The sequence below is a fragment of the Paenibacillus anseongensis genome, assembly GCF_009757995.1.
Lineage (GTDB): Bacteria > Bacillota > Bacilli > Paenibacillales > NBRC-103111 > Paenibacillus_E > Paenibacillus_E chondroitinus.
The window spans coordinates 1-21233 of the sequence record NZ_WSEM01000028.1; the positions used below are offsets into that span (position 1 = coordinate 1).

A 21233-nucleotide genomic window follows, 5' to 3' on the forward strand; every position below is an offset into this window, starting at 1 on the left:
AAAGCATACCAATATATAGTAACAGATAATTACCATTTACTGAAGAATTCTGCCCGTTACTTCAATAATAAAGGAAGCAGCTGCCGGCCCCGCGGCAAACTGCTCCCTTTATTATTGTTTATGATTTTTGAAGATAACAGATCCTAAAACGACACTAATCATTCCAATTATTAATATTTTTAACCATGATATTTTTGCAATAGTAACATCAGAACCAATGTGCTCGAACTCGAATATTGACCACCATTCATCAGATTTGTGAAGGAATAACGAGAAGGCAAACCAAAAAATGAACACTACTGTTATTGCGAATACGAATATGTATAATGCCACTTTTTTCAATACCCCACCTCCTGCATTACCTATATGTTAGAACGCAAATTTATATACTTGATGTTGATAATACCCGTTTTTTAAATCATTGAAAAAGGCAGCTGGATGTGCTCAGCTGCCTTAATGTCGTGATTAAACTATAGTATCCGTTAGTTTAATAATCGGTACACTTTGGGGAAGTAGTCTCCAGTTAAAACTTATTAGTGACCTTTAGGGTTATGTCAAGTGTGTCCCCATCAAGTTCTAATTCCACATGGTTGTCCCAATTCAAAAATTCATCACATGTTATTGCTAATTTATTGTTATACCAACCCTGAAATTTAATTGTATCCATTTTTATCGGACTATCTACTGATATCTTATCTTCTAATGTTGATTTAATGATTTCGATACTATAGTAATCAGCTAAAATGAAATCGCCTAAAGTGGTTACTGTTAGAATTTGATATTGAGGCTGGGATTCATATTCAACTAACTTTTCACTAACACTGTCAAGTCTATATAAATAATCCGAAGTTAGAACAAGTACGGAATTATACTTTTTTGATACAGAAACATCTCGTGGAGACCCTCTAAAGTTTCCACACCATTCGGTTAAATCATCGTTTGTGAATTTAATCCAAGTCCAGTTTTGGGAATTCCAGAGGCTAGAAATATCATAAATCCTCTCCTTGCATTCTCCTGATTGTGGCTGATTTATTACCTCCGCTTTGATTATCATCATTCGTCCTCCATAATTCGTCTAAATCTACTTATAGATATTCAAATATCGTATTCAACTTTCCTGCCCAACTGCTGGCCACCACGCTAACCTGCCCGTGAACGTAATAAAGGCTGCTTCTCCGCAGCCTGTTAAGTATCGTTATCCGTTAGTTTAATTCTACCCAATCTTTGAAGATTAAAAGAATTTCTCCTAAGTTTTTAGGACCACCAAAACCCTCAAAGTACCCTTCTTTCAACCTACAATGTATCCAGTCATGCTCGGTTCTTTCATTGACCAAACTTTCAAATGATTTGTTTTCTAAAGTAGTTTCTTGCAAGTTTATTTTGACACTCCAACCAGGATTATCAAGCGTTTCGATTTTCAATCCATAACAATGTTCCCAATCTCCATCACACTGTGATAAATACCAATCTTCCAACCATTCTATTAAATTCAAATTTAAATCCCCCTGAACTATTTCATTTAAAAATTAATTCAAATCTTGATAAGTTGGATAAAGAAAGTTCACAACCTTACTGAAGAATTCGTGAAGTGATTAAACAATCCTGCCCGTTAGTTTAACTCCCAGTAAGTCTACAACTTTATTTTCACGGGACTGTAGGTTTCGAGTCTGCAAAACACTGCTAGCCCATTTAGTATGGACAAAATTGGAAGGTTCATCTTATTAAAGATCAGGGAATATTACTTTTCGTGAATACATGTTCTCTATTTATGTGTCACAATAAACTAAGGAGTGTGACGCCGTATGGCAAACCCAAATCATCGCCACAAGACGGGTGAAAAGGTAACGGAAGCTGGACATTATATTGATGGTGATGGAGGACACGTTGTTCTTCAAGCAGGTGATACTTTCCCTAACTGTCCTAAGACAGGTAAAGCAACCACTTGGAAGCATGAAGCATGAATAAGTAAATTTTATGTGGAAACGCTGGCTTATGAGCTAGGCGTTTCTTTTTTAATAAAAAAATGTTCAAGGCAATTAAATGCCTTGAACATTTTTTATTGATATGCTTCTATAGTACTTCAAGGTTAATCCGATTTTTTTCGAAGCAATCTCATTCCATTCGCGATTACAATGAGTGAGCTTCCCGTATCCGCTAATACAGCCATCCAAAGAGTTGAAGTACCCATAAAGATCATGACAAGAAACACAACTTTTACTAACAAAGAGAAAACAATGTTCTGTTTTATAATTTTCAATGCTCTCCGACTTAAACTTATTGCATAAGGTAGCTTGGAAAGATCATCTGCCATTAAAGCTACGTCTGCCGTTTCTAAGGCAGTATCTGTACCTGCTGCTCCCATCGCAATACCAACAGTAGCTGTAGCTAAGGCAGGAGCGTCGTTCACTCCGTCACCAATCATGGCAACATGACCATATTCCGCCATTAATTTTTTCATAGAAGCAACCTTATCTTGTGGAAGCAACTCAGCATAATAATCGATATCCCCGAGCTTAGCGGCTACAGCTTGAGCTGTTCCTCGATTGTCTCCTGTCAACATGACTGTCTTCTTAATTCCTATACGTTTTAACTGTTCAAGTGTAGATTTGCTATTTGCCCGAACCTCGTCCGCTACAGCAAAAATTGCAATGACTTGCTCACTGGTACCCATGACCATAACCGTTTGCCCTTGTTGCTCTAATTCTTGAATTCTTGCCTTTATCTCTTCAAGGGAAACATTCAAGTCGTGAATAAACCATTTTGGACTGCCTATGAAATATTCCTCACCTTGAATTGTAGCCTTGACACCTTGACCAGTGACAGAACTAAACGATGAAATTTCCTTCAACCGAATACCCTTTTGTTCTGCGAACCGAACAATTGCCTCTGCAACAGGGTGCTCCGATGAAGACTCAATTCCTGCTGCAATAGATAAGACTTCTTCCTCTTTTCGTCCATCCAAAGCGATGACTACCGTTACTTGTGGCATCCCTGCGGTTAATGTCCCTGTTTTATCAAAAGCAACAACCGAAACTGCACCTAATCTTTCTAGATGTGCCCCGCCTTTAATAAGAATGCCATTTCTCGCCGCGTTTCCTATTGCAGACACGATTGAAACCGGTGTTGAAATCACCAATGCACACGGACAGGATACGACCAACATCATGAGTGAGCGATAAATCCACGTTTGAAAAGGCTGACCAAAGAATACAGGAGGAATAATGGCTATCCCCACAGCAATAATTAATACGGCAGGCGTATAATATTTAGAAAAAACATCAACAAAACGTTGAGAAGGAGCTTTTTGAGCTTGTGCATCTTCAACCATACTAATAATGCGAGATAAGGTATTATCTTTAGACAGTTTCGTTACTACAACCTCTAGTGCACCCTGTTGGTTAATTGTCCCTGCAAATACTTCATCGCCTCTTGATTTCTCAACAGGGATCGATTCCCCAGTAATCGGGGCTTGGTTTATCGTTGAATGACCTTTGATAATAACGCCGTCCATCGCAATTTTCTCACCAGGTTTGATGATAACGGTATCGCCAATTTGAATTTCTTCAATGGCAATCATAGACTCGCGGCCGTCTCTACGAACTAAGGCTTCTTTCGGAGAGAGATCCATCAGCCCACGGATTGATTTCCTAGTCCGATCCATCGTGTAAGCTTCTAATGTTTCACCCAAGGAAAATAAAAATACAACCGCTGCACCCTCCTCCCATTGTCCGATAAGTGCAGCACCAACAGCTGCGACAGTCATGAGTAGATCCATCCCAATTGTACGGGACTTCAAACCATAAAATCCTGTCCTGGCAATCCGAAATCCACCAACAACAATAGCCGCGGCATATAATACCGTTGAGAAGACCTGATTTACGAGATCACCAAATGTTAGAACCCATGCTAATGCAAATAATAGCCCTGATAAAAATGTAGGAAGAACTTTATTATTCCGTCTCCAGAAGCTGGCTTCGGCAGTTGGTCGAGTTATATTCCCCGTATCTAACGTGGCTGTATACCCCGCCTGCTTTACCGTTTGCAGAATGCTTTGATCGGCTGTTCCATTATGTTCAACAGTCATCTTAGCAGCCCCATAGTTAACTGTTACCTGGTTCACAGCTGTAAGTGAGCCAACTCTCTTCTCAAGTTTTTGCGCGCAATCTGCACAATCCATCCCATCTATTCGAAAGACGGAAACTTGATTCTCAGATGATTGTTGTTGAATACCATATCCCAAATTATTAATCTGTTTCTTAATAACCTCAAAATTAACGATCGGTTCTGTATAAGCAAGACTCATCTTGGCTGTAGCAAAGTTAACAAAAACCTGATTTACTCCATCTAAGCGAGATACAGATCTCTCCAGCTTCACTGCACAATCGGCACAATGCATACCTTCAAGTGTAATTGTTCGATTCACCGTATCACCTAATGAGCTACCACAGCAGGAATCACCATGGTGGTGATCGTGATCGTGTGTGTGATCGTGGTCATGGTGATGATCATGAGCGTGATCGTGTGTGTGGTCGTGGTCATGGTGATGATCATGAGCGTGATCATGTGTGTGATCGTGATCGTGATCATGGTGATGATCATGAACGTGATCGTGTGTGTGATCATGAGCATACTTGTTGTCCTGATTTTGCGCACCTTCGTGTCCCTGATTTTGATGCAGGTCCTTTTTATTACCTCCGTTGTTGCAACAAGATGAATGTGAAGACATTAGAGATCAGACTCCTTAATATCCGCTAATATATGATTATATGTTCATGTATTAACTTTATATTATGTCGATCTCCTTATTATGTCAATCGTCAATAACCCAACGAAATGACTTTAAAAAGGAAAATAAAAAAAGAGGTTCCATGATGGAATCCCCTTACCTCGAAAGAGCTATAAAACATATTAATTTCGCCAAGATGCTTTCTGTAGTCTGCTCGCATTTGTAACGACAGATACAGAACTTAGCGCCATAGCTGTTCCAGCGATCCATGGTGTCAACAGCCCCATGAACGCAAGCGGTATAGCCAAGACATTGTACATTAAAGCAAAAATTAAGTTTTGACGAATGTTGCGCATGGTCTTACGGCTCATTACCACGGCATCCGCAACGCCTCCCAAATCGCTATGAAGCAAATTGACATCTGCTGCGTCCTTGGCGATCTCTGAACCGGTACCAACAGCAATTCCAATATCCGCAGCTGCTAAGGCAGGGGCATCATTCACGCCATCCCCGACCATAGCAACACGTTTTCCCTTTTGCTGAAGTGTTCTGACCAAATGAACCTTATCCTGAGGCAGCATTTCCGAATAAACTGTTGTTATGCCAGCTCTTTCAGCTATCGCATTAGCTGTTTTACGGTGATCGCCAGTTACCATAACCACAATGATTCCCATTTTTTTCAACCTTCGTAGAGCCTGAGGTGTAGATGCTTTTAATGTATCCATGAGTGCGATTACACCTGCAGGAACACCATCCACAGCTGCAAATAGCATCGTCTTACCTTCCCTTTCCAACTGTTCTGTTACAGGCACAAACCTCTGGATGGAAATCTCAGCCTGATTCATAAAAGCTCTGGAACCGATTAGAATCTCATGTTCATCTACTCGCGCCTTCACACCCAGGCCTGTTATTGCTTGTGAGGAGGTTGTCTCTTTAACCTGAAGTCCGCGCCGAACGGCTTCCTTCACAATTGCTTTCGCATAAGGATGTTCGATGCCATTCTCAGCAGCAGCAAGCAGGCGAAGCAGGCGATGCTCCTGGCCCGGGTCCGTGATGACGTCTGTCACACGGGGTGTTCCATGGGTAAGTGTTCCTGTTTTATCCATTAAAATGATGTCGATCTGCTGCAATTGTTCCACATACTTGCCTTCTTTAAATAAAATCCCCGACTCCAGAGCACGGCTTGTTCCCACAAGTATCGAAGTTGGCGTCGCCAATCCTAAGGCGCAAGGGCACGCAATTACAAGCACAGCTATCGCTTTGAATAGTGCTCCTTTGATATCCCCCGGAGTAAGCCATAGAGACCAAATACAAAATGTAAGTAAGGCAAGCACCAAAACAGTAGGAACGAACACTGCGGCAATTCGATCTACATAACGTCCGATCTCAGCCTTCGAGCCTTGGGCTTCCTCCATCAAATGAATCATCTTACCGAGCGCAGTTTGAGACCCAAGAGCAGTCACTTGCATCGTAATGGCTTCATCTCTAATAACAGATCCGCCTATCAGGCGATCGTATTGACGTTTCTCTACAGGTACGGACTCCCCCGTAATGAATGCTTCATCAACAGCTGACCGGCCGCGAATAACTCGTCCATCCGCAGGAACAACTTCACCTGGCAGGATGAGGAGCATATCCCCAATTTTGACTTCTTTTATCGATATGACTTCTGGCTGCATCTCATTTCTGATAATTGTGACTGTTTGCGGGCTTAAACGGCGCAGTCGATGAATAGTTTTCATACTTCTTTCTTTCGCAGAAGCTTCCAACCACTTACCAAGCAGCACTGCGGTAATAATCATGGCGCTTGTCTCAAAATAGACTGCATGCGGGTCAGCTCCTCCCGAACGAAGCATATGTATCGTCATGTAATGGCTATACAAGTAAGCGCAAGTCGTACTAAGTACGATAAGAACATCCATATTCGCACTTTTGTTTTTTATGGCCTTCCACGCGTTAAAATAAAATGGAGCACCTATTGCAAATTGAACCGGCGTAGCAAGCAGCCACTGGAACCATGGTTCCAAAAATAGATCAGGAATCCATAGGCTCGATGTCATGGTATAATGACGAACCATTGCCCACAGAAGAGGAAGTGTTAATAACGCCGAAATCACTAGTTTTGCTCCCAGTCCAAATATCGCTGGCTGAGAATCACTCGCTTCTTCAAAGCTTCTAGCCGAGTATCCCAGTTTCTCAATACGTTCAATAATTTCCCCTTTCAACTCTGTGCCTGCATCCAGCACTAATGCTGCACTGCCCATTGGTAAATTCACAGCAATTTCATGCACGCCTGCCATTTTGCCGATCACTTTCTCAATACGCGCAGAGCAGGCTGCACATGTCATGCCCTCTATTTGCAGGTTTATTTTCTGATACGATACTTGTTCGTTCAAGCTCTGCACCTCCGATATCAATTGCTCGCTTACTTGCAACTATATGGGGTGTGATCCAAAATCATGCTAGACTCTCTGAAACTTTTCATATCGAGGTATGGTTAATTATCACAAAATGGACAAAGAAAAAGATCGTTTCATCCCTAAAAGGTTGAAATGATCTTTTATTCGCCATTTATAGATGGAGATTTCAACTGTTCCATTATTTCACCGTTATTGTCCCATAGTACATATACATACCGCAGTGAAACTTATAGGTTCCGGGTTTTAAATCTTTTAATGTAAAGAAATTATCCCCTTTTTCCAAATAGACATCCATTCCTAATTCAGGAGATGCTACACTTTTGATACAAGTCAAGCGGCTTTGTTTTTTGAAATTTAGCTTTGTCGGCACACCTGCCTGAACCTCGATATTGTTAGGATAAAAACCGTCATCTTTCACATTTATCGTAACAACTTGATATCCGCCTTGTTGCGTAACCGTGGGCTCTTCGGCTGATGACTCCGGCTGCTGAAAATAAAATAAAGCAAAAATAAAAAGACAAATCATAAGAACTCCCGAAATAAGACCAAATCTTGAGAATTTCGTTAAACGACTTTTCAAGCTAGTCCCCCCTTTCGAATCATAAAAAAAACAACCTAGCCAGTGAATCTGGCAAGGTTGATTATACACCTGAACATGTCATTAGATTGTGTCCTTTGTGCTAATAATATGAATGATTGATGAAAATTTAGTTTCAATCCAATGAACTCACCTCTACAGCTACGCCTCTAACTGAGAAACGGAAGTATCCACAGGAAGATTTTCTTCGGCATCTAACAGCTTATATAGGAGCAACATCGAAACCGCTAAGACAACATCCATGAAAACGATGGAAAGTGTAGGATAATCCGAAATCACCATAACACCCAGCATTGCCCCCATCATGCCTCCCATCAAACCTGCTAACATGCCATCCAAAGAGGCAAGCAGATGCAAGAACCCTCCGGATAAATAACCAACACTCATGCCAAAGGTGACTCCAATAACAGTTGATAGGAATAACTTCTCCAAAACAATTCCAGCTATTGTGCCGACTGCCAGACTGGATACCATAGCAATCGCCATAGCCGCCATCATGCCTGTCATTTTAGTTAAAACAGTTTTCTTAGTGCGTAAGTGAAGAATGAGAACGACAACTACAAGCAGGACGAAAATAAGAGAAGCAATACTTGTATTCACTGTTAAAGTAGAAGGCCCCATTTGGATCTCTGTCGCTGAGTCCCCGTGTTCATGCGCGGCTGCTGGTAAACTGCGTGAACATGCACTTATGATCAGGAATAAACCGCATATTTTCATATAAATGCCTTGAGTTAATCTTCTCAACCGTCTTCACCTCTTTACTTTTTGCAGTTTATTTCAACACATGGATCATTGACCCTCCCTTCCAGTCCAGCTCAGATTAACTGTCTAAAGTATACTTGAAAGCTGAACGTTTGAAATGACTCATAAGGGCTATAAAGGAAATTAAAAACACGGTATTTTCTAATTCAACAAACCACGATTTCTTACGTTCACTGTAATGTGAGGCTCTATTTTAATTTTCGGATACGTCGTTTCCCAAGCTAATGTTTCCCATAGGTGAGGATTTGTCGCTTTGATCCGATAACCAATACCGTAACCGTCACAATTAGCTGTTTGCAGTTGTTTGACCATTTCCTTCGCACGTTCGGTAAGCAATCGCTCCAATTGGCGCCCCATCTCCACCGTTTTACTTTCATTCAGCTTTTCTCCAGTGGGGTTATCCACGAGTTGACATAAAAGCGTAGCATATAAATTTACGGTTATGCCATTCTGCGTATCGATTTTCATATTTTCATGTTTGCTCTCAAATGAGAACGTTACATAGCTATCTTTTGGCCCGATTTGTTCCGTCAACATGCCATGCGACTTTTGAGGAGATAACATCACAAATGTTCGTGCAACTTCATCTTTCAGCTTACCTGTCATCTTCTTGTTGTGAAATAACGCAATGCCGTCAATTCTGGCACGACCCTTGATGGAGGAAGATATGACATAAGGTAATACGATATCTTTACCTGGCTTATTCAACGTGGAAGAAATCAGATAAGGTGATTCTCGGGGAATCATGCCATCTTCTTCACCGCTCTTTAATAGATCGTACAAATATTCACTGATTAACGATCGATCCTCTACAGCTAACTGAACAATATTATGGGCCGAACTGTTGGTGACTGCGATATATACACTAATGGGAAAATGGGCTTCGCGATAAAAAAAATCCAAGCCTTCGTAGAGATCTTTTTTTGCATATTTTTCATTGACAAGCAAGATACGAATTTCCCGTAAGTCCATGTGCTGTGAAACAACTTGCTGCAAAAAATTACTGGCCTCAAGGACCGTATGCCCTTCGGCGCTGACTTTGGGTGTGACGACCTTCGCTGACGATTCCAGGGAGCTCTTCACGGTCGGAATTGATACCGTTAGCTTAACTAACCCATTTTCCATCAAATCGATGCCTGCCATATGAACCATTCGTATGTTTTTTAATTCACGCTGATCCCAGCATCCGCTTAGCACAATAACTGAGAAAAGCAAAAAAACACAGGACAACCTTTTCTTCATGAAGGCTCACTCCCATTTTTAGCCGGAAAAATCTTTAGCAGCAAGAGTACACATAAAATCAATCCCAATGAGCATCCCTGAACATAATAGTTGACTTGCAAATGAAAACGGTCAAGCTGATCAGCAGTTAAGCGTTTCATACTGGCCAATAAAAGCAAGATGCCGCATATGAGCGTTAACACAAGAGGCATTTCTTTCTTTTGTTTTAGCATGGCAGAAAGCGAAGAGACAAATAGCATGAAATACGTGCAAAAGGAAGTCATAACAAATAGTATCCATATCGTGATAATCAGCAGATCCATCCGCTCAATAATATTTAACGAAATGGCCTTCATCTGGTAGAGCAGCGGCTCCCGAATATAGGAGATTGTTTCCGTTCCGAACAGCGCCAACGAAGACAGCGTGCTAAACGTATACAGCCCAATGGTTGTCGCATAGCTGAGCAAAGCGATTTTCAACACTTTTTTTGGCGCCAAATCTTGATGATACTTAGGGAGAATTAATAAAATCTCAACTCCTAACAGCGACCAAAGGATAACGATTGCGCCATCAAAAATCTTAAATGGACTAGCGCTTATCAGCGGCAATAAGTTGTAGATATCCCATTCTTTCAGTGTATACATCGACAAAAAAATGAATATCGGTATAAAACACACGCTAAGGACACAAAATCGGGCATACGTCGTGATGGGTTGAATAACCAGATAGACGCTCAAGCCAATCAAACACAATAGCAAAAAAAATTGCGGCGTTCGCTGATACGCCCATAAACCTGTGGTATAAATCCAATTCGATAAAATGATATAAGCAATCAGAGCATAAAGCAGTGAGAAGATCAGCAGCAGCAATCTGCCTGTCCAGCCGCCGAGTCGGTTCATAATCAATTGAAAAACATTGCCGCTCGATGCCTGTGAGGAAACTTTCCATACAAAATAGACAAATAGAAGGCTTATCGCACCTCCCAGCAAACATGAAATCCACCCGCTCGTCCCTGATTTGGCGTTCACGTCATGAGCGATAGAGATAGCTGTAGATCCAAATTGACTTTGCACGATCAAACTATAGAGTTGGAAAGCTCCGATACGTGGGGAGGATCTCATCATTTTGCTCTACTCCTTATTGGCATGCAGTAGGGAACACCAAACGGCTCTAAGGTAAAGAAATGGATTAACAAAGCTATTGTGACAAAAGCAATTCCGTAAAATCCTAAAATTGCTGAACCAAATACCAACAGCATTTGTCCCGCAAAAGCAAATATTCTCATTTGAAAGGTGGGAATCATGAAATTGCCGATCATGGACAGTGCGATGATGACAATATAAACGTTCGAGACGAATCCAATTTTCACCAGTGATTCGCTAATGATGATTCCACCGGCAACACCGGTCATCTGTGCCAGCTGCGACGGCAGGCGAATCGTTGCTTCCGCGATCAATTGGAAAATAACGATCATGAGTATCGCCTCGATAAATGGCGGATAGGGAACATTTTCAAGCGAGCTTTTAATACTGATAGACATTTTTGCCGGCAGCACTTCATGATGAAAGGTGACAATCGCAATATAAAGGGCACAAGCATATAAACTTAGGAACATTCCGATAGCACGCAGACTATGCAGAAGGAGGGCTATTCCTTTGCCAAGCAAATAAGCATCCACAGATTGCATAAACGTATATAAGGAAGCCGGTACGATTAAACAGGTAGAACTTTGATCGCATATAACCGCGATTCTGCCTTGCATCAACAAACCTGCCGTAGCATCAATACGTTCGGTACCGAAAATTTGCGGAAAAATGGAATATTTCGATTCCATCAATTGGCGTTGAAGCCTGCCTGGATGGACCTCTCGATTCGTTGTAAAACGAGATATTCGCTGATATGTCTCTTCGACAATCTCTTTATCTGCAATTTCCTCAATCCAGACGACAGCTACGCGGTGGGTGGACTGCCGGCCGAGCGAGCAGTAACGGACCCTGAACTCACCTGTCGACACGCGGCTGCGAAGCAAGTGCAGATTGGTCGTCATCGACTCGACAAATCCAGCACGCTCCCCGACAATGGAAAGTTCATTAACAGGCTCTTGGATGGACCGAATGGTATCCATGCCGGCATTGAACGCGAACCAGACCCTACCTGAGTCAAGCCCGATGATCCCTTTCCCTTTCAGCAATTCTTTGACTGCCTCATCTACCGCTGTTACCTCTTTAATGTCAACCGCCGTCAGCAGCTGATCCAGCTCCAGATCAGGATATTGGTTGGACTTGGCACGAAACCATTGCTTGAACAAACTAATTTGAAGTTTTTCTTCATCGCAAAGTGTTTCAAGAAACACAAGTTTCGCCATTTGGCCTTCCACTTCAAAGGAGCGAATGGTTAGATCCTCCGTATGAAATAACGCTTCCCTGATTTGCTCTAATTGTTTCTGCAGCCTAACCATCCTCCCTAGAACGATTAGTTGTACTTTTCCCCGAAAAGGAAATTATATGTAATTCCTTTACACGAATATAGCGACTGGGCAGCCTGTCAATTAATAAAAAAAGGGTATCCGATAGCCGGGAAATTGGCTTTTGGACACCCTCTTTTCATTTTCACGTCAAAATTAGATTATTTACTTGCAGGAGGCTGATAATCGCCAGGTACCATGCCCGTTGAAATCGCCATGCGATTCCAACTGTTAATGGCGTTAATTGCCATAATTAAATCAACGTATTGTTCCTCATCGAAATGTCTGCGAACTTGGTCATACAAATCATCCGGCACGCCGGCATTTGAAATTCTGGTCACAGCTTCCGTTAGAGCTAACGCAGCACGCTCTGATGGCGTGTAAAATGGAGCTTCTCTCCATGCGTTGAGCAAATAAATACGCTGCTCTGTCTCTCCCATTGCACGTGCGTCTTTCGTATGCATATCCAGGCAGTAGGCGCAGCCATTAATTTGCGAGGCGCGAATTTTAATCAACTCCACCAGTTTGCCGTCAAGCCCACTCTTTTTCACGTACCCTTCCAATTTTAATAGTGTTTGTAGAGACTCCGGCTGTACTTTCGTATAATCCAATCTGATTTCCATGTGTTTGACACTCCTTAGTTTCATTATTTTTATGAAAATTATGGTGGGTTTCATTGATCTTACTCTTCGTCATATCGTAGATAAATTTAATCGACGATTAATCTTGTCTATAATATATCTCTTTCGTTCATGGCTGTCAACCCACAATTCATCCCCGACTCATTATCCGAAAAATGCCAAACCTCCCTATTTGACAAGGTTCCTAAATCCACCTAAGATGATGTATAATAACTTTTTTTATCTGAAAGCAGGTGTTTGCATGCAGTATAGTATTGGCGTTGAATATGGACTGCATTGCTTAGTATATTTAATCGATATTCCTCCTGATTCTACGATTGGGATTAAAGAACTTTCCGCTTTTCAAGGTATTTCCGAGACCTATCTTTCGAAGATTTTCAGCAAATTAACAAAAGCCGGCATCGTAAGCTCTGTTCCTGGAGTTAAAGGCGGCTATAAATTAGCCAAGCATCCTTCGGATATCTCGTTCTGGGATGTAGTCGAAGCAGTCGAAGGGGCAGCGCCTATTTTTCAATGCAAAAACATCAAAGATAATAGTTATTTATGTATGAAGGACGAAGAGGTTGCAGCATGTACCAAAGCTACTCCCTGTACGATTAACATGGCGATGCTGGAGGCTGAGGATAGTATGCGCAATGTTCTGCGTAACAAGTCACTTACTTGGCTAAATGAGGAACTTGATCGTGTCTTAACGCCTCAATCTCGTAAACAAACCCGTGAATACTTCGCTACTAGCAAGCAAGACACCTGACATCTTCCTGATGTCAGGTGTTTTTTTATGCTGGAACAAGAATTGACCAACTCCCCCTCTCCTTAACAATTTCTTAACGTCATTTTGTTATAGAAATAATAGTCGCCTGCTAAAATCAGTAGAAAATACAAATAAAACAAATTAAAAACAACTATTAATAGTTGTTTTTAATCATTCATTCTATTATTAAGAAGGCGGCGGGCTTAATGAGTTTTCTAAGTGATTTTCGCACCATGGTTCTCGGTATTTTACTAGAGTCGTTCCCGTTTATTCTGCTTGGCGTCGTGATTTCCGCTTTGCTGCAAACATTCATTAGTGATCAAACGCTGCAGCGATGGATCCCGAAAAAAACCGTTCCCGGCATCCTCTTTGGATGTCTGCTGGGCATCGTCTTTCCGCTTTGCGAATGCGGAATTATCCCTGTTGTGCACCGCCTGATCCGCAAAGGCATGCCGCCTTATATCGGTCTTGTCTTCATGATGGCCGGACCGATTATTAATCCCGTCGTGTTTACATCCACGTTCGTAGCCTTTCGTGCTCATCCGGAGATGGCCGTGGCCCGCATGGTATTGGCGTTTGCCGCAGCGGCTATGATTGGGCTATGGGCTGCCCGAGGTGTGGGCAATTCTGCGCTTCGCTCGCAAGTAGGCAATACGATTGAACAAGCCACTCCAATCAAAAAAAGCCCCAAACGACCTCTCCCGGTCCAACCACCAAAAGCAGCCGCATGGACGAACAAATGGCATGAAACCTTGGAACATGCCGCCATTGAAATGTTTGATGTAGGCAAATTTTTAGTTTTAGGCGCTACGGTTACGGCTTTGCTGCAAACAGTTGTAAGCAAAAAATGGCTTCTCACATTAAGCGATGGCGATTTCACTCCTCATTTGTTTATGATGGGACTCTCCTACATCCTTTCCATCTGCTCCACGGCAGACGCTTTCGTCGGCGCAACGTTCCTTCCAGGCTTCAGCCTCGGCTCCGTGCTTGCCTTTCTCGTTTTTGGCGCTATGCTCGATATCAAAAGCACGATGATGCTGCTGAAAGTGTTCCGAATCAAAACCGTCGTGACGGTTATGCTCATTTCAGCTGCAGTCGTTCTGCTAGGTTCCGTCGCATTCGATCAGCTGTATACGTACTTATAGAATGGAGGCAAGGTAACTATGCAAAAATGGTCCACGTTCGCGCATCGAACGATTCGAGCTGCGGTCTTACTCGCCTTCGTTATTTTTATCGTGGAGATCAGCCGTTCTGATGCTTTGATTTATTATGTCGCTCCAACCATGAATCTATGGGTGAAAAGTCTTGCCGTGGGCATGTATGTACTGGCTATGCATCAGCTTTATTTGGCAATTCGAGCTATCCGCGCCAAGAATCCAACAGCGGCAGCCGCCTGTTCATGCTCGGCACATAGCCACGATCACTGGAAGCCCGGCGTTATTATCATGTATGGAGCTCTAATCATCCCTCTGGTCCTTGCCTTTTCTTTTCCCAGTGCAGTACTAGGCAGTCAGATGGCGGCCAAAAAAGGATTAAATTTCACGCCTTCAGGCATTCTAGTGAATAACAATTACGGCGATGCAAGCCCGAACTTAATTCCGAATGATAAGCTGCAATCAGATACGGGTCAGGTTTTTCCGTTTAATGAATACACCAAGCCTTACGCTAAGCGGGCTGCGGAGATGTACAAAGAACCTCTCATTGTGATTAACGATGATTTTTATATCGAATCGCTGACATCACTGGACTTGTATCAAGATCAATTTGTGGGTAAAAAGGTGCAGATTAGCGGTTACGTATACCGTCTGGATACGATGAGCAAAAGCCAGTTTGCCCTCGGCAGATTTTCCATGAGGTGCTGTGTTGCAGACTCTGTCCCGCTCGCGATCCTAGTCGAAGCCGATACCCCGGAACAATGGAAAAACGATATGTACGCAGTCGCGCTCGGCACCATAGAGAAACGACAATTTGACGGTAAAGACGTATTAACGATCGTGGCTAAAACAGTTGACACGCAAGATGCGCCCACAAGTCCTTATGTGTATCAAAATCCATACTTTGGAACTTAAAAAACGAGGTTATCCCAAAGGTCATCTAATGACCAAGGGATAACCTCGTTTTTTTAACTAAAACATTTAGTTCATAAACTTCTCAAATTGCAGCAATCGTTTCAGGATAACCGCCGCTTGCGCACGTGTCGCGTTCTCTCCCGGCATGAAACTGGAATTGGTTATGCCGTTCATAATGCCTGCATTTAAAGCTCGGGCAACCGCGTCTTTGGCCCATCCATTCATCGAATTCTCATCATCGAATGCTTGTAGTCCTTTGACATCCGCTAGCCCACTGTTACCTGCAAGCGCCATGGCTCGCGCAATCATTACCGCCATTTGTTCACGCGTAAGGTTGGCGCCCGGCCTAAACGTCCCATCTTCAAATCCTTCTACCAAACCGGCTTTCACAGCTGCCCCTACCGCTCCGGAAAACCAATCGGATTCCTTCACATCATTAAACTTACCATGGCTCGTCTCGGTCAATCCAAGTCCACGCACCAAAAGTGCTGCAAACTCCGCACGTGTAATTTGATTTTCAGGAACAAAGTTCTTCTCTGTCATTCCCTTGATAACTAACTTGGAAGCCAGAAGCTCAATATCCGCTTTAGCCCAGTGACCGTTCAAATCTCCAAACGACTTTGACGATTCTACAACCGTATAGATACTGTTGCCCAGACGTTTGATCGTTGCTTGCATACTGCCGTTGGCTGTAGTGAAGATTGCGGGTACAAAGCTCATTTCACCGGTAGTTGGATTGTACATAACCGCTGTCACATTTGCCGGGTCGATTACCTTAGCAAGAGCTAACGTTCTATGCACATACGTTTTGCCAAAATCATTTACGGTAATTGACTTGCCGTTCGCTTCAGCAGTTACAGTAAAATCTACGGCTTGGGACACAGCTTGGTAGCCGGATTGTTGAATCTTTGCCTCAAGCTGGCTTGCCACCGTTCCATTCAGTTTCTCGATGGTGACGCTGATTTTCACATGTTTCACATCGGTGCCAAGTGCGTCGGCCAAACCTTGCACATCTATCGCTTTGATCGGCAATTCATACGTCACATTGTCAAATTTTAGCGAGATGACAGCATCAGGAACCTTGGACTGCGTATCCTGTATGACTTCTGCCGGAAGTTTAAATTGTGCCGCATCTGTTAGTCCCTTAATTTCCAACTGAATTTCATTTTTATTTTCTGAGGAGCTTAGCGCATTGATGGCTCGTAAGAACGTCGCTGCGTCTACGTCCCATTGAGACGTTGTGCGTCCCTTTTCTTCTTTCACGACTTCAGGGGATGAATTAACAAGTTTAACCCCATTAATCGTAGTAGTTTGTGTTATTTCCTGCTTCGTAGTCGTTGTTGTTGAAGGTGATGAAGATGTTGATGACGTTTCGTCTGGCCCTTTATGGATAATCAAGTCTTTAAATGTCTTCAAAACTTGCGCCAAGTAGCTTTCCGCATCATCAATTTCTTGCTGAGTCACAGCCCCTGCAAGCACTGTATTAGCCTCATTGATTGCTTTTTGCAAATTAGAAATGGAACCAACCGGATATTGGCCATCCCCGGTACCTTCTACCGCAGCATTTATCACACCCTGTGCTTGAGCGATGAGGGCATTTAATGCCGACTTATTCAATACGTCAATTTGGACGTTATTCGTAACAGCAGCCAGCGAGATCGAATCCCCTGATGCATATCCGAGCTCCACTGGCGAGAGTGTTAAACTCGCTTTCGTCGCCGTACTAATTTCCTTGGCCTTCCAATCCAGCTCCAACAACTCTCCGTCAGAAGAAATGCTATGATCGGCCCCTAGGCTTGCAAGCAAAATTCTAACCTGCCCTGCAAGATCTGTTTGAATATGCACCATTTCCAGACCGGTCTTCAAAGATGTTGCCGAAACAAACTCCAGCAAATTCGAATCAAACCGGAACGTCAAATCCTGGGCGTATACAGCTCCATAAACACTGCCGGATACGTTGCTTAATCCATAATTCACGCTAAAGCTCTGCCCTGCGAGAACGGAGGAGATTCCCGTCAACGTTGCTATCGGAATGGATGTCTGTGACTCCGGTTGTCGGGTTACCACAAGGTTATAAACACTGATCGCTCCGTTTTGCGCCGTTACTGTAACGGTAATCGGATTAGCACCGACAACTAAATTCTCACCGCCGTAAACCGCTACGGTTGCAGTAGGACTCGCTTTCTCGTAAGTCACAGTTGCCACGGTTGTGCCGTTAGGTACAGAATACGTATAGTCGAGTTTGCTCGGGTCGAAACCGCTCAATGAAGTACCGTTCACTTTTAAATCCGTCAGATAACTCGCATTGACGCTTGAAACCTTTTCACCCGTAAAATCAATTTCACTCATACTGGTATAGGTTGCGGCCGAGTCATAGGTTCCTGTCACGACAAATTTTACATATCGGCCCTGTACCGTTTTGTCCAATGATACAAAATCTTTATAGACCGTCCCCGTCCAGGTTTGGCCAAACGTGCCGGTAACCTTATTAGCCGCATTCGCCAAGAATGTTGGATCATTTAGATCGGTCACTTGATCCGAGGCGTACAATTCAAATGTCTTAGGGAATTCCATTTTACCCTGATTCGGACGGCTCTTTCTTTGGATGCCGCTTAATTTATACGTGCTATCCATATCGATCACAACCCAATGCGGGAAAGCCGCAGCCGGCGATTGATATTTGGTATGCCATATTGTCGTTTCTAGGCCATCCAATATGTTTCCTGCGGCATCACCATCATTGTCCGCATAAGAACTGTAAGAATGAATGGACAAATTAGTTTTCGGAATAAATGTATACGTAATGCCGTTCTGAGCTGCTCGCAACGCCCAAATCAAATCAAGATAAGCTTGATCAATGACTTCTGCTTCGGAGCTGGAAGTCAAGGACTTTGCTGCCGAAATCTGGGCCGCCAGTTCATTTTGCACCTGCACAGGAAGTGACAATCCCGTTGTTCCCGTAACATGCGCAATGAATGCTTCGGATTCCTGAATCTTTGTCGTCAACTGATTGAAATTGTACAGAGTGCTTGTTGAGTCATCTTTATAGGAATCGGATAACGCTTTGGCTTCGGTTGCGGACAGAGCACGTTTCCATATTTTCAAATCGTCCAGTGTAACGGTCGCTCCGCCATTGCCCTTATTCCCATCTGCTCCAAGAATAATGTTAAAAGAAGTATCCATACTGGACGTACCCAGTACAGAGATATCCTTGGTTGCCTTGGCAACGCCATCCACATAGGTTGAGGCTGTATTATGTACCCGATCTACCGATATCGTAAAGTAGTGCCAATCCTGTCCCACATTTGCTGCTGAATAATCAACACGCTTGCCGGTAACCGCCATGTTAAGCGACATGCTGTTCGTAGTGGCAGGACCGACATACCAGCCTGGATTCCCGCCGGAATTCCAGTTTTTGTTGGAGAGAACCGTCTGATCTCCTGCCAGATTGCCCTTATGCCAGAACGAAAGTGTGAAGTCGCCGCTTCCGAACTTTAAGTCAGATCGATTGCCAAGATCGACATAGTTCGTATTGCCGGCTGCAATATTAACGGCTTGTCCGGACTTGCCTTCGACGAAAGAGACGGTTCCGCTTTGCGTAGCCAAACCCGTTGCGCCTGGAGCAGCATCGTTCAGGTTCCCGTCGAACTTCATATCCGCAACGAGCTGGTTCCACATCGTTGTCGGGTCAATTGGCGTCACTCCCGGCGCCGTTCCTCCGGTTCTGTAGGATGTCTGCAGCGGAACGCTTTTATTACCGTAAACGTCCACCGCTGTTACTGCAATGACGTAAGAGGTGGCTGGGTTTAATCCGGGCAATGGAATATTCATTTTGTTTGGAATCGGCGAAAAGTAATAATCCGACAAAACATTGGTTGTTTTCACGACATCTGCCGTTCTTTGGTCATACAATTTGATTTCGTAGTGATGCATGGACTGATCGTCTTTGGCTTGTCTGAAAGAAAGTACCGGCACGTTATTCGTTCCAGGCAATACCTGAAGAATGTTATTTACCGGAAATTGGGGGGCTGTCTTGTTGCGGTTGCTTGATGTGTAGGTAAAGTTGCTTTTAATTTCGGAATTGGAGTTTCCTTGCAGTTTCACAACCCACTTCTTCCCTGCTAGAGCGCCGGCGCTAGCGTAAGGAGGCGGGGTACCTGCTCCTTCTTTGCCGATCCCTTGCCATAAACCTCCGTTTATGATGGAACCAGGATCCCCGTTATACTCCACTCGCTCAATCTCGATGCGATCGCTGTACACCTCAATAAATTCGGATTGATTATTCGGGAATTGGTCACGATTTTCCATGAGACCTTCATTGGTAACTGCGGCATATCCGCCATCTGTTTCCACATAAGACATAGATCCCAGATTGACTGAAGTAAAATCTTTCTGATAAATAGCGCGATCATCATTAATATTCAAATGCGAGTGACCTGATAAAACAACAACCTGAGGGTAATCTTGTAAATCCGTGTATAAATTCGCATTGGTGGATTGTTGCCCATCCATAACGGTACCGCTAATCGGATGATGCAGCGTAATAAAAATAGGCTTGTTCAGGTTTGACGGATCAGCTGTCAGTTCAGCGAGTCTTCCCTTTAACCAGTTCCTTTGGCCTGTGTCTCCGTTATAATTGTTCCCGTTCAGAAAGAAAAAAGAATAGCCTTTAATCGCCTTTTCGTAATAACCGTTCGACTGGCTCGTGAACCATTCTGCCGGATAACCATTTTTCACGTCAGCAACCGCGGCGTCATGGTTCCCGATGGCAATTTGGACGGGCATGTCCTCCCAGCCTTTGCGTGCCATTTGTTCCTCAAAAACTTCATGAACAAAAGTATGATCCGGCCCCTTGCCATCGCCGTTATCATTGATCAAATCGCCTCCGATCACAATGGCATCCGGTTTAAAAATGGAAGACATGACATCAAAATTACTTGTATATCTTGCTTTAGTACTGGCTTTATCAGCATCATTATTCGTGCCGATATGGAGGTCGGACATCGCTGCGAATTTCAGTAGCGGTTGTTCCGTGGTCTTGATCATATAGCCGTATGTTCCGGCTTTGCTCCAGACGCCATCTTTCACGGCTATAACGGAAATATTCGTTGATTCGGTGAGGACAATCGGCGTCCCATTAAACTTGAGGCTCGTTTCATCCGGCAGCATGCCGTCCAGCGTGTAATAGATGTCCGCCCCCGGAGTTGCGGAAGTAAGCACCACGCTGACAGGGTGTTCATATCGGCCTGCCGGTACGGAAGGTGCAGGTCGGTCCACTGTGGACGCAAATGCGACTGGGATCATCCCCGCTCCAGTTGTATAACCAACAGAGCAAGCGATCGTGCAAGCCATAAATGCGGATACCACTTTTTTAGCATTTAACATGATTAGCCTCCTTTACATAAAAACAACATATAAACACAATAAAACATTTTATTTAGTTGTTTTTATATATAATTTAATTGTATTTTATTGCTTTTTTATTTTTGGAATGTTAATTAGATATTGTGATTTTGTAAACATAGTCTCCACAACAAAAAAAGGCCCTGAGTCGGCATCAGCCGTCCCAAGAACCTTCTTT

Annotated in this window: 16 protein-coding genes; 4 read left to right on the forward strand and 12 right to left on the reverse strand. The window is 43.3% G+C overall.

Annotated features, from left to right (window positions below):
• Window positions 1-523: 523 nt before the first annotated feature.
• Window positions 524-1054, reverse strand: a complete 531-nt coding sequence (locus tag GON05_RS28155) for a hypothetical protein (RefSeq protein ID WP_157323889.1) — start codon at window positions 1052-1054, stop codon at window positions 524-526.
• Window positions 1055-1202: 148 nt separating this feature from the next.
• Entirely contained in the window at window positions 1203-1493 is a 291-nt protein-coding gene (locus GON05_RS28160; RefSeq protein WP_157323891.1) for an immunity 53 family protein, read from the reverse strand.
• A gap of 309 nt (window positions 1494-1802) precedes the next feature.
• Between GON05_RS28160 and GON05_RS28165 the strand changes: the two genes are divergently transcribed.
• Window positions 1803-1961, forward strand: a complete 159-nt coding sequence (locus tag GON05_RS28165; protein WP_127457982.1) for a YjzC family protein — start codon at window positions 1803-1805, stop codon at window positions 1959-1961.
• 125 nt (window positions 1962-2086) lie between these two features.
• On the opposite strand, the gene GON05_RS28170 is transcribed toward GON05_RS28165, so the two are convergent.
• From GON05_RS28170 to GON05_RS28210, 9 genes are all read right to left on the reverse strand, one after another.
• Window positions 2087-4423, reverse strand: coding sequence for a heavy metal translocating P-type ATPase (locus GON05_RS28170; RefSeq protein ID WP_309492234.1), 2337 nt, complete (start codon window positions 4421-4423; stop codon window positions 2087-2089).
• A gap of 8 nt (window positions 4424-4431) precedes the next feature.
• Window positions 4432-4623: a hypothetical protein gene (locus GON05_RS28175; RefSeq protein ID WP_185157253.1), complete on the reverse strand. Its 192-nt coding sequence runs from the start codon at window positions 4621-4623 to the stop codon at window positions 4432-4434.
• A 285-nt stretch (window positions 4624-4908) separates the two neighbouring features.
• Window positions 4909-7122, reverse strand: a complete 2214-nt coding sequence (locus GON05_RS28180) for a heavy metal translocating P-type ATPase (RefSeq protein ID WP_157323895.1) — start codon at window positions 7120-7122, stop codon at window positions 4909-4911.
• Between the two features lie 202 nt (window positions 7123-7324).
• Window positions 7325-7726, reverse strand: a complete 402-nt coding sequence (locus tag GON05_RS28185) for a cupredoxin domain-containing protein (protein ID WP_157323897.1) — start codon at window positions 7724-7726, stop codon at window positions 7325-7327.
• 159 nt (window positions 7727-7885) lie between these two features.
• The gene (locus GON05_RS28190) at window positions 7886-8488 is read right to left on the reverse strand and encodes a hypothetical protein (protein WP_157323899.1); all 603 of its coding nucleotides are present in this window, start codon (window positions 8486-8488) and stop codon (window positions 7886-7888) included.
• A 159-nt stretch (window positions 8489-8647) separates the two neighbouring features.
• The gene (locus GON05_RS28195; RefSeq protein WP_157323901.1) at window positions 8648-9748 is read right to left on the reverse strand and encodes a Ger(x)C family spore germination protein; all 1101 of its coding nucleotides are present in this window, start codon (window positions 9746-9748) and stop codon (window positions 8648-8650) included.
• Window positions 9745-10851: a GerAB/ArcD/ProY family transporter gene (locus GON05_RS28200; protein ID WP_157323903.1), complete on the reverse strand. Its 1107-nt coding sequence runs from the start codon at window positions 10849-10851 to the stop codon at window positions 9745-9747. Before GON05_RS28200 ends, GON05_RS28195 begins: the two co-directional genes overlap by 4 nt.
• Window positions 10848-12185, reverse strand: coding sequence for a spore germination protein (locus tag GON05_RS28205; RefSeq protein ID WP_157323905.1), 1338 nt, complete (start codon window positions 12183-12185; stop codon window positions 10848-10850). Before GON05_RS28205 ends, GON05_RS28200 begins: the two co-directional genes overlap by 4 nt.
• A gap of 167 nt (window positions 12186-12352) precedes the next feature.
• Window positions 12353-12814, reverse strand: coding sequence for a carboxymuconolactone decarboxylase family protein (locus tag GON05_RS28210; RefSeq protein WP_157323907.1), 462 nt, complete (start codon window positions 12812-12814; stop codon window positions 12353-12355).
• 259 nt (window positions 12815-13073) lie between these two features.
• Between GON05_RS28210 and GON05_RS28215 the strand changes: the two genes are divergently transcribed.
• The 3 genes from GON05_RS28215 (at window position 13074) to GON05_RS28225 (ending at window position 15652) form a co-directional block, all read left to right on the forward strand.
• Window positions 13074-13583 (forward strand): RrF2 family transcriptional regulator, encoded by a 510-nt coding sequence (locus GON05_RS28215; protein ID WP_157323909.1) that lies wholly within the window; start codon window positions 13074-13076, stop codon window positions 13581-13583.
• A gap of 206 nt (window positions 13584-13789) precedes the next feature.
• Window positions 13790-14728: a permease gene (locus GON05_RS28220; protein WP_157323911.1), complete on the forward strand. Its 939-nt coding sequence runs from the start codon at window positions 13790-13792 to the stop codon at window positions 14726-14728.
• A gap of 18 nt (window positions 14729-14746) precedes the next feature.
• Window positions 14747-15652, forward strand: coding sequence for a TIGR03943 family putative permease subunit (locus tag GON05_RS28225; protein WP_157323913.1), 906 nt, complete (start codon window positions 14747-14749; stop codon window positions 15650-15652).
• A 66-nt stretch (window positions 15653-15718) separates the two neighbouring features.
• On the opposite strand, the gene GON05_RS28230 is transcribed toward GON05_RS28225, so the two are convergent.
• Window positions 15719-21037, reverse strand: coding sequence for an S-layer homology domain-containing protein (locus GON05_RS28230; RefSeq protein ID WP_157323914.1), 5319 nt, complete (start codon window positions 21035-21037; stop codon window positions 15719-15721).
• Window positions 21038-21233: the final 196 nt, after the last annotated feature.

What these genes read in the sequence shown, in the direction of transcription:
- GON05_RS28155 (WP_157323889.1), bottom strand. Translation starts at nt 1,054, where the DNA reads ATGATAATCAAAGCGGAGGTAATAAATCAGCCACAATCAGGAGAATGC.
- GON05_RS28165 (WP_127457982.1), top strand. Translation starts at nt 1,803, where the DNA reads ATGGCAAACCCAAATCATCGCCACAAGACGGGTGAAAAGGTAACGGAA.
- GON05_RS28175 (WP_185157253.1), bottom strand. Translation starts at nt 4,623, where the DNA reads ATGATCACACACACGATCACGTTCATGATCATCACCATGATCACGATC.
- GON05_RS28195 (WP_157323901.1), bottom strand. Translation starts at nt 9,748, where the DNA reads ATGAAGAAAAGGTTGTCCTGTGTTTTTTTGCTTTTCTCAGTTATTGTG.
- GON05_RS28200 (WP_157323903.1), bottom strand. Translation starts at nt 10,851, where the DNA reads ATGATGAGATCCTCCCCACGTATCGGAGCTTTCCAACTCTATAGTTTG.
- GON05_RS28205 (WP_157323905.1), bottom strand. Translation starts at nt 12,185, where the DNA reads ATGGTTAGGCTGCAGAAACAATTAGAGCAAATCAGGGAAGCGTTATTT.
- GON05_RS28210 (WP_157323907.1), bottom strand. Translation starts at nt 12,814, where the DNA reads ATGGAAATCAGATTGGATTATACGAAAGTACAGCCGGAGTCTCTACAA.
- GON05_RS28215 (WP_157323909.1), top strand. Translation starts at nt 13,074, where the DNA reads ATGCAGTATAGTATTGGCGTTGAATATGGACTGCATTGCTTAGTATAT.
- GON05_RS28220 (WP_157323911.1), top strand. Translation starts at nt 13,790, where the DNA reads ATGAGTTTTCTAAGTGATTTTCGCACCATGGTTCTCGGTATTTTACTA.
- GON05_RS28225 (WP_157323913.1), top strand. Translation starts at nt 14,747, where the DNA reads ATGCAAAAATGGTCCACGTTCGCGCATCGAACGATTCGAGCTGCGGTC.
- GON05_RS28230 (WP_157323914.1), bottom strand. Translation starts at nt 21,037, where the DNA reads ATGTTAAATGCTAAAAAAGTGGTATCCGCATTTATGGCTTGCACGATC.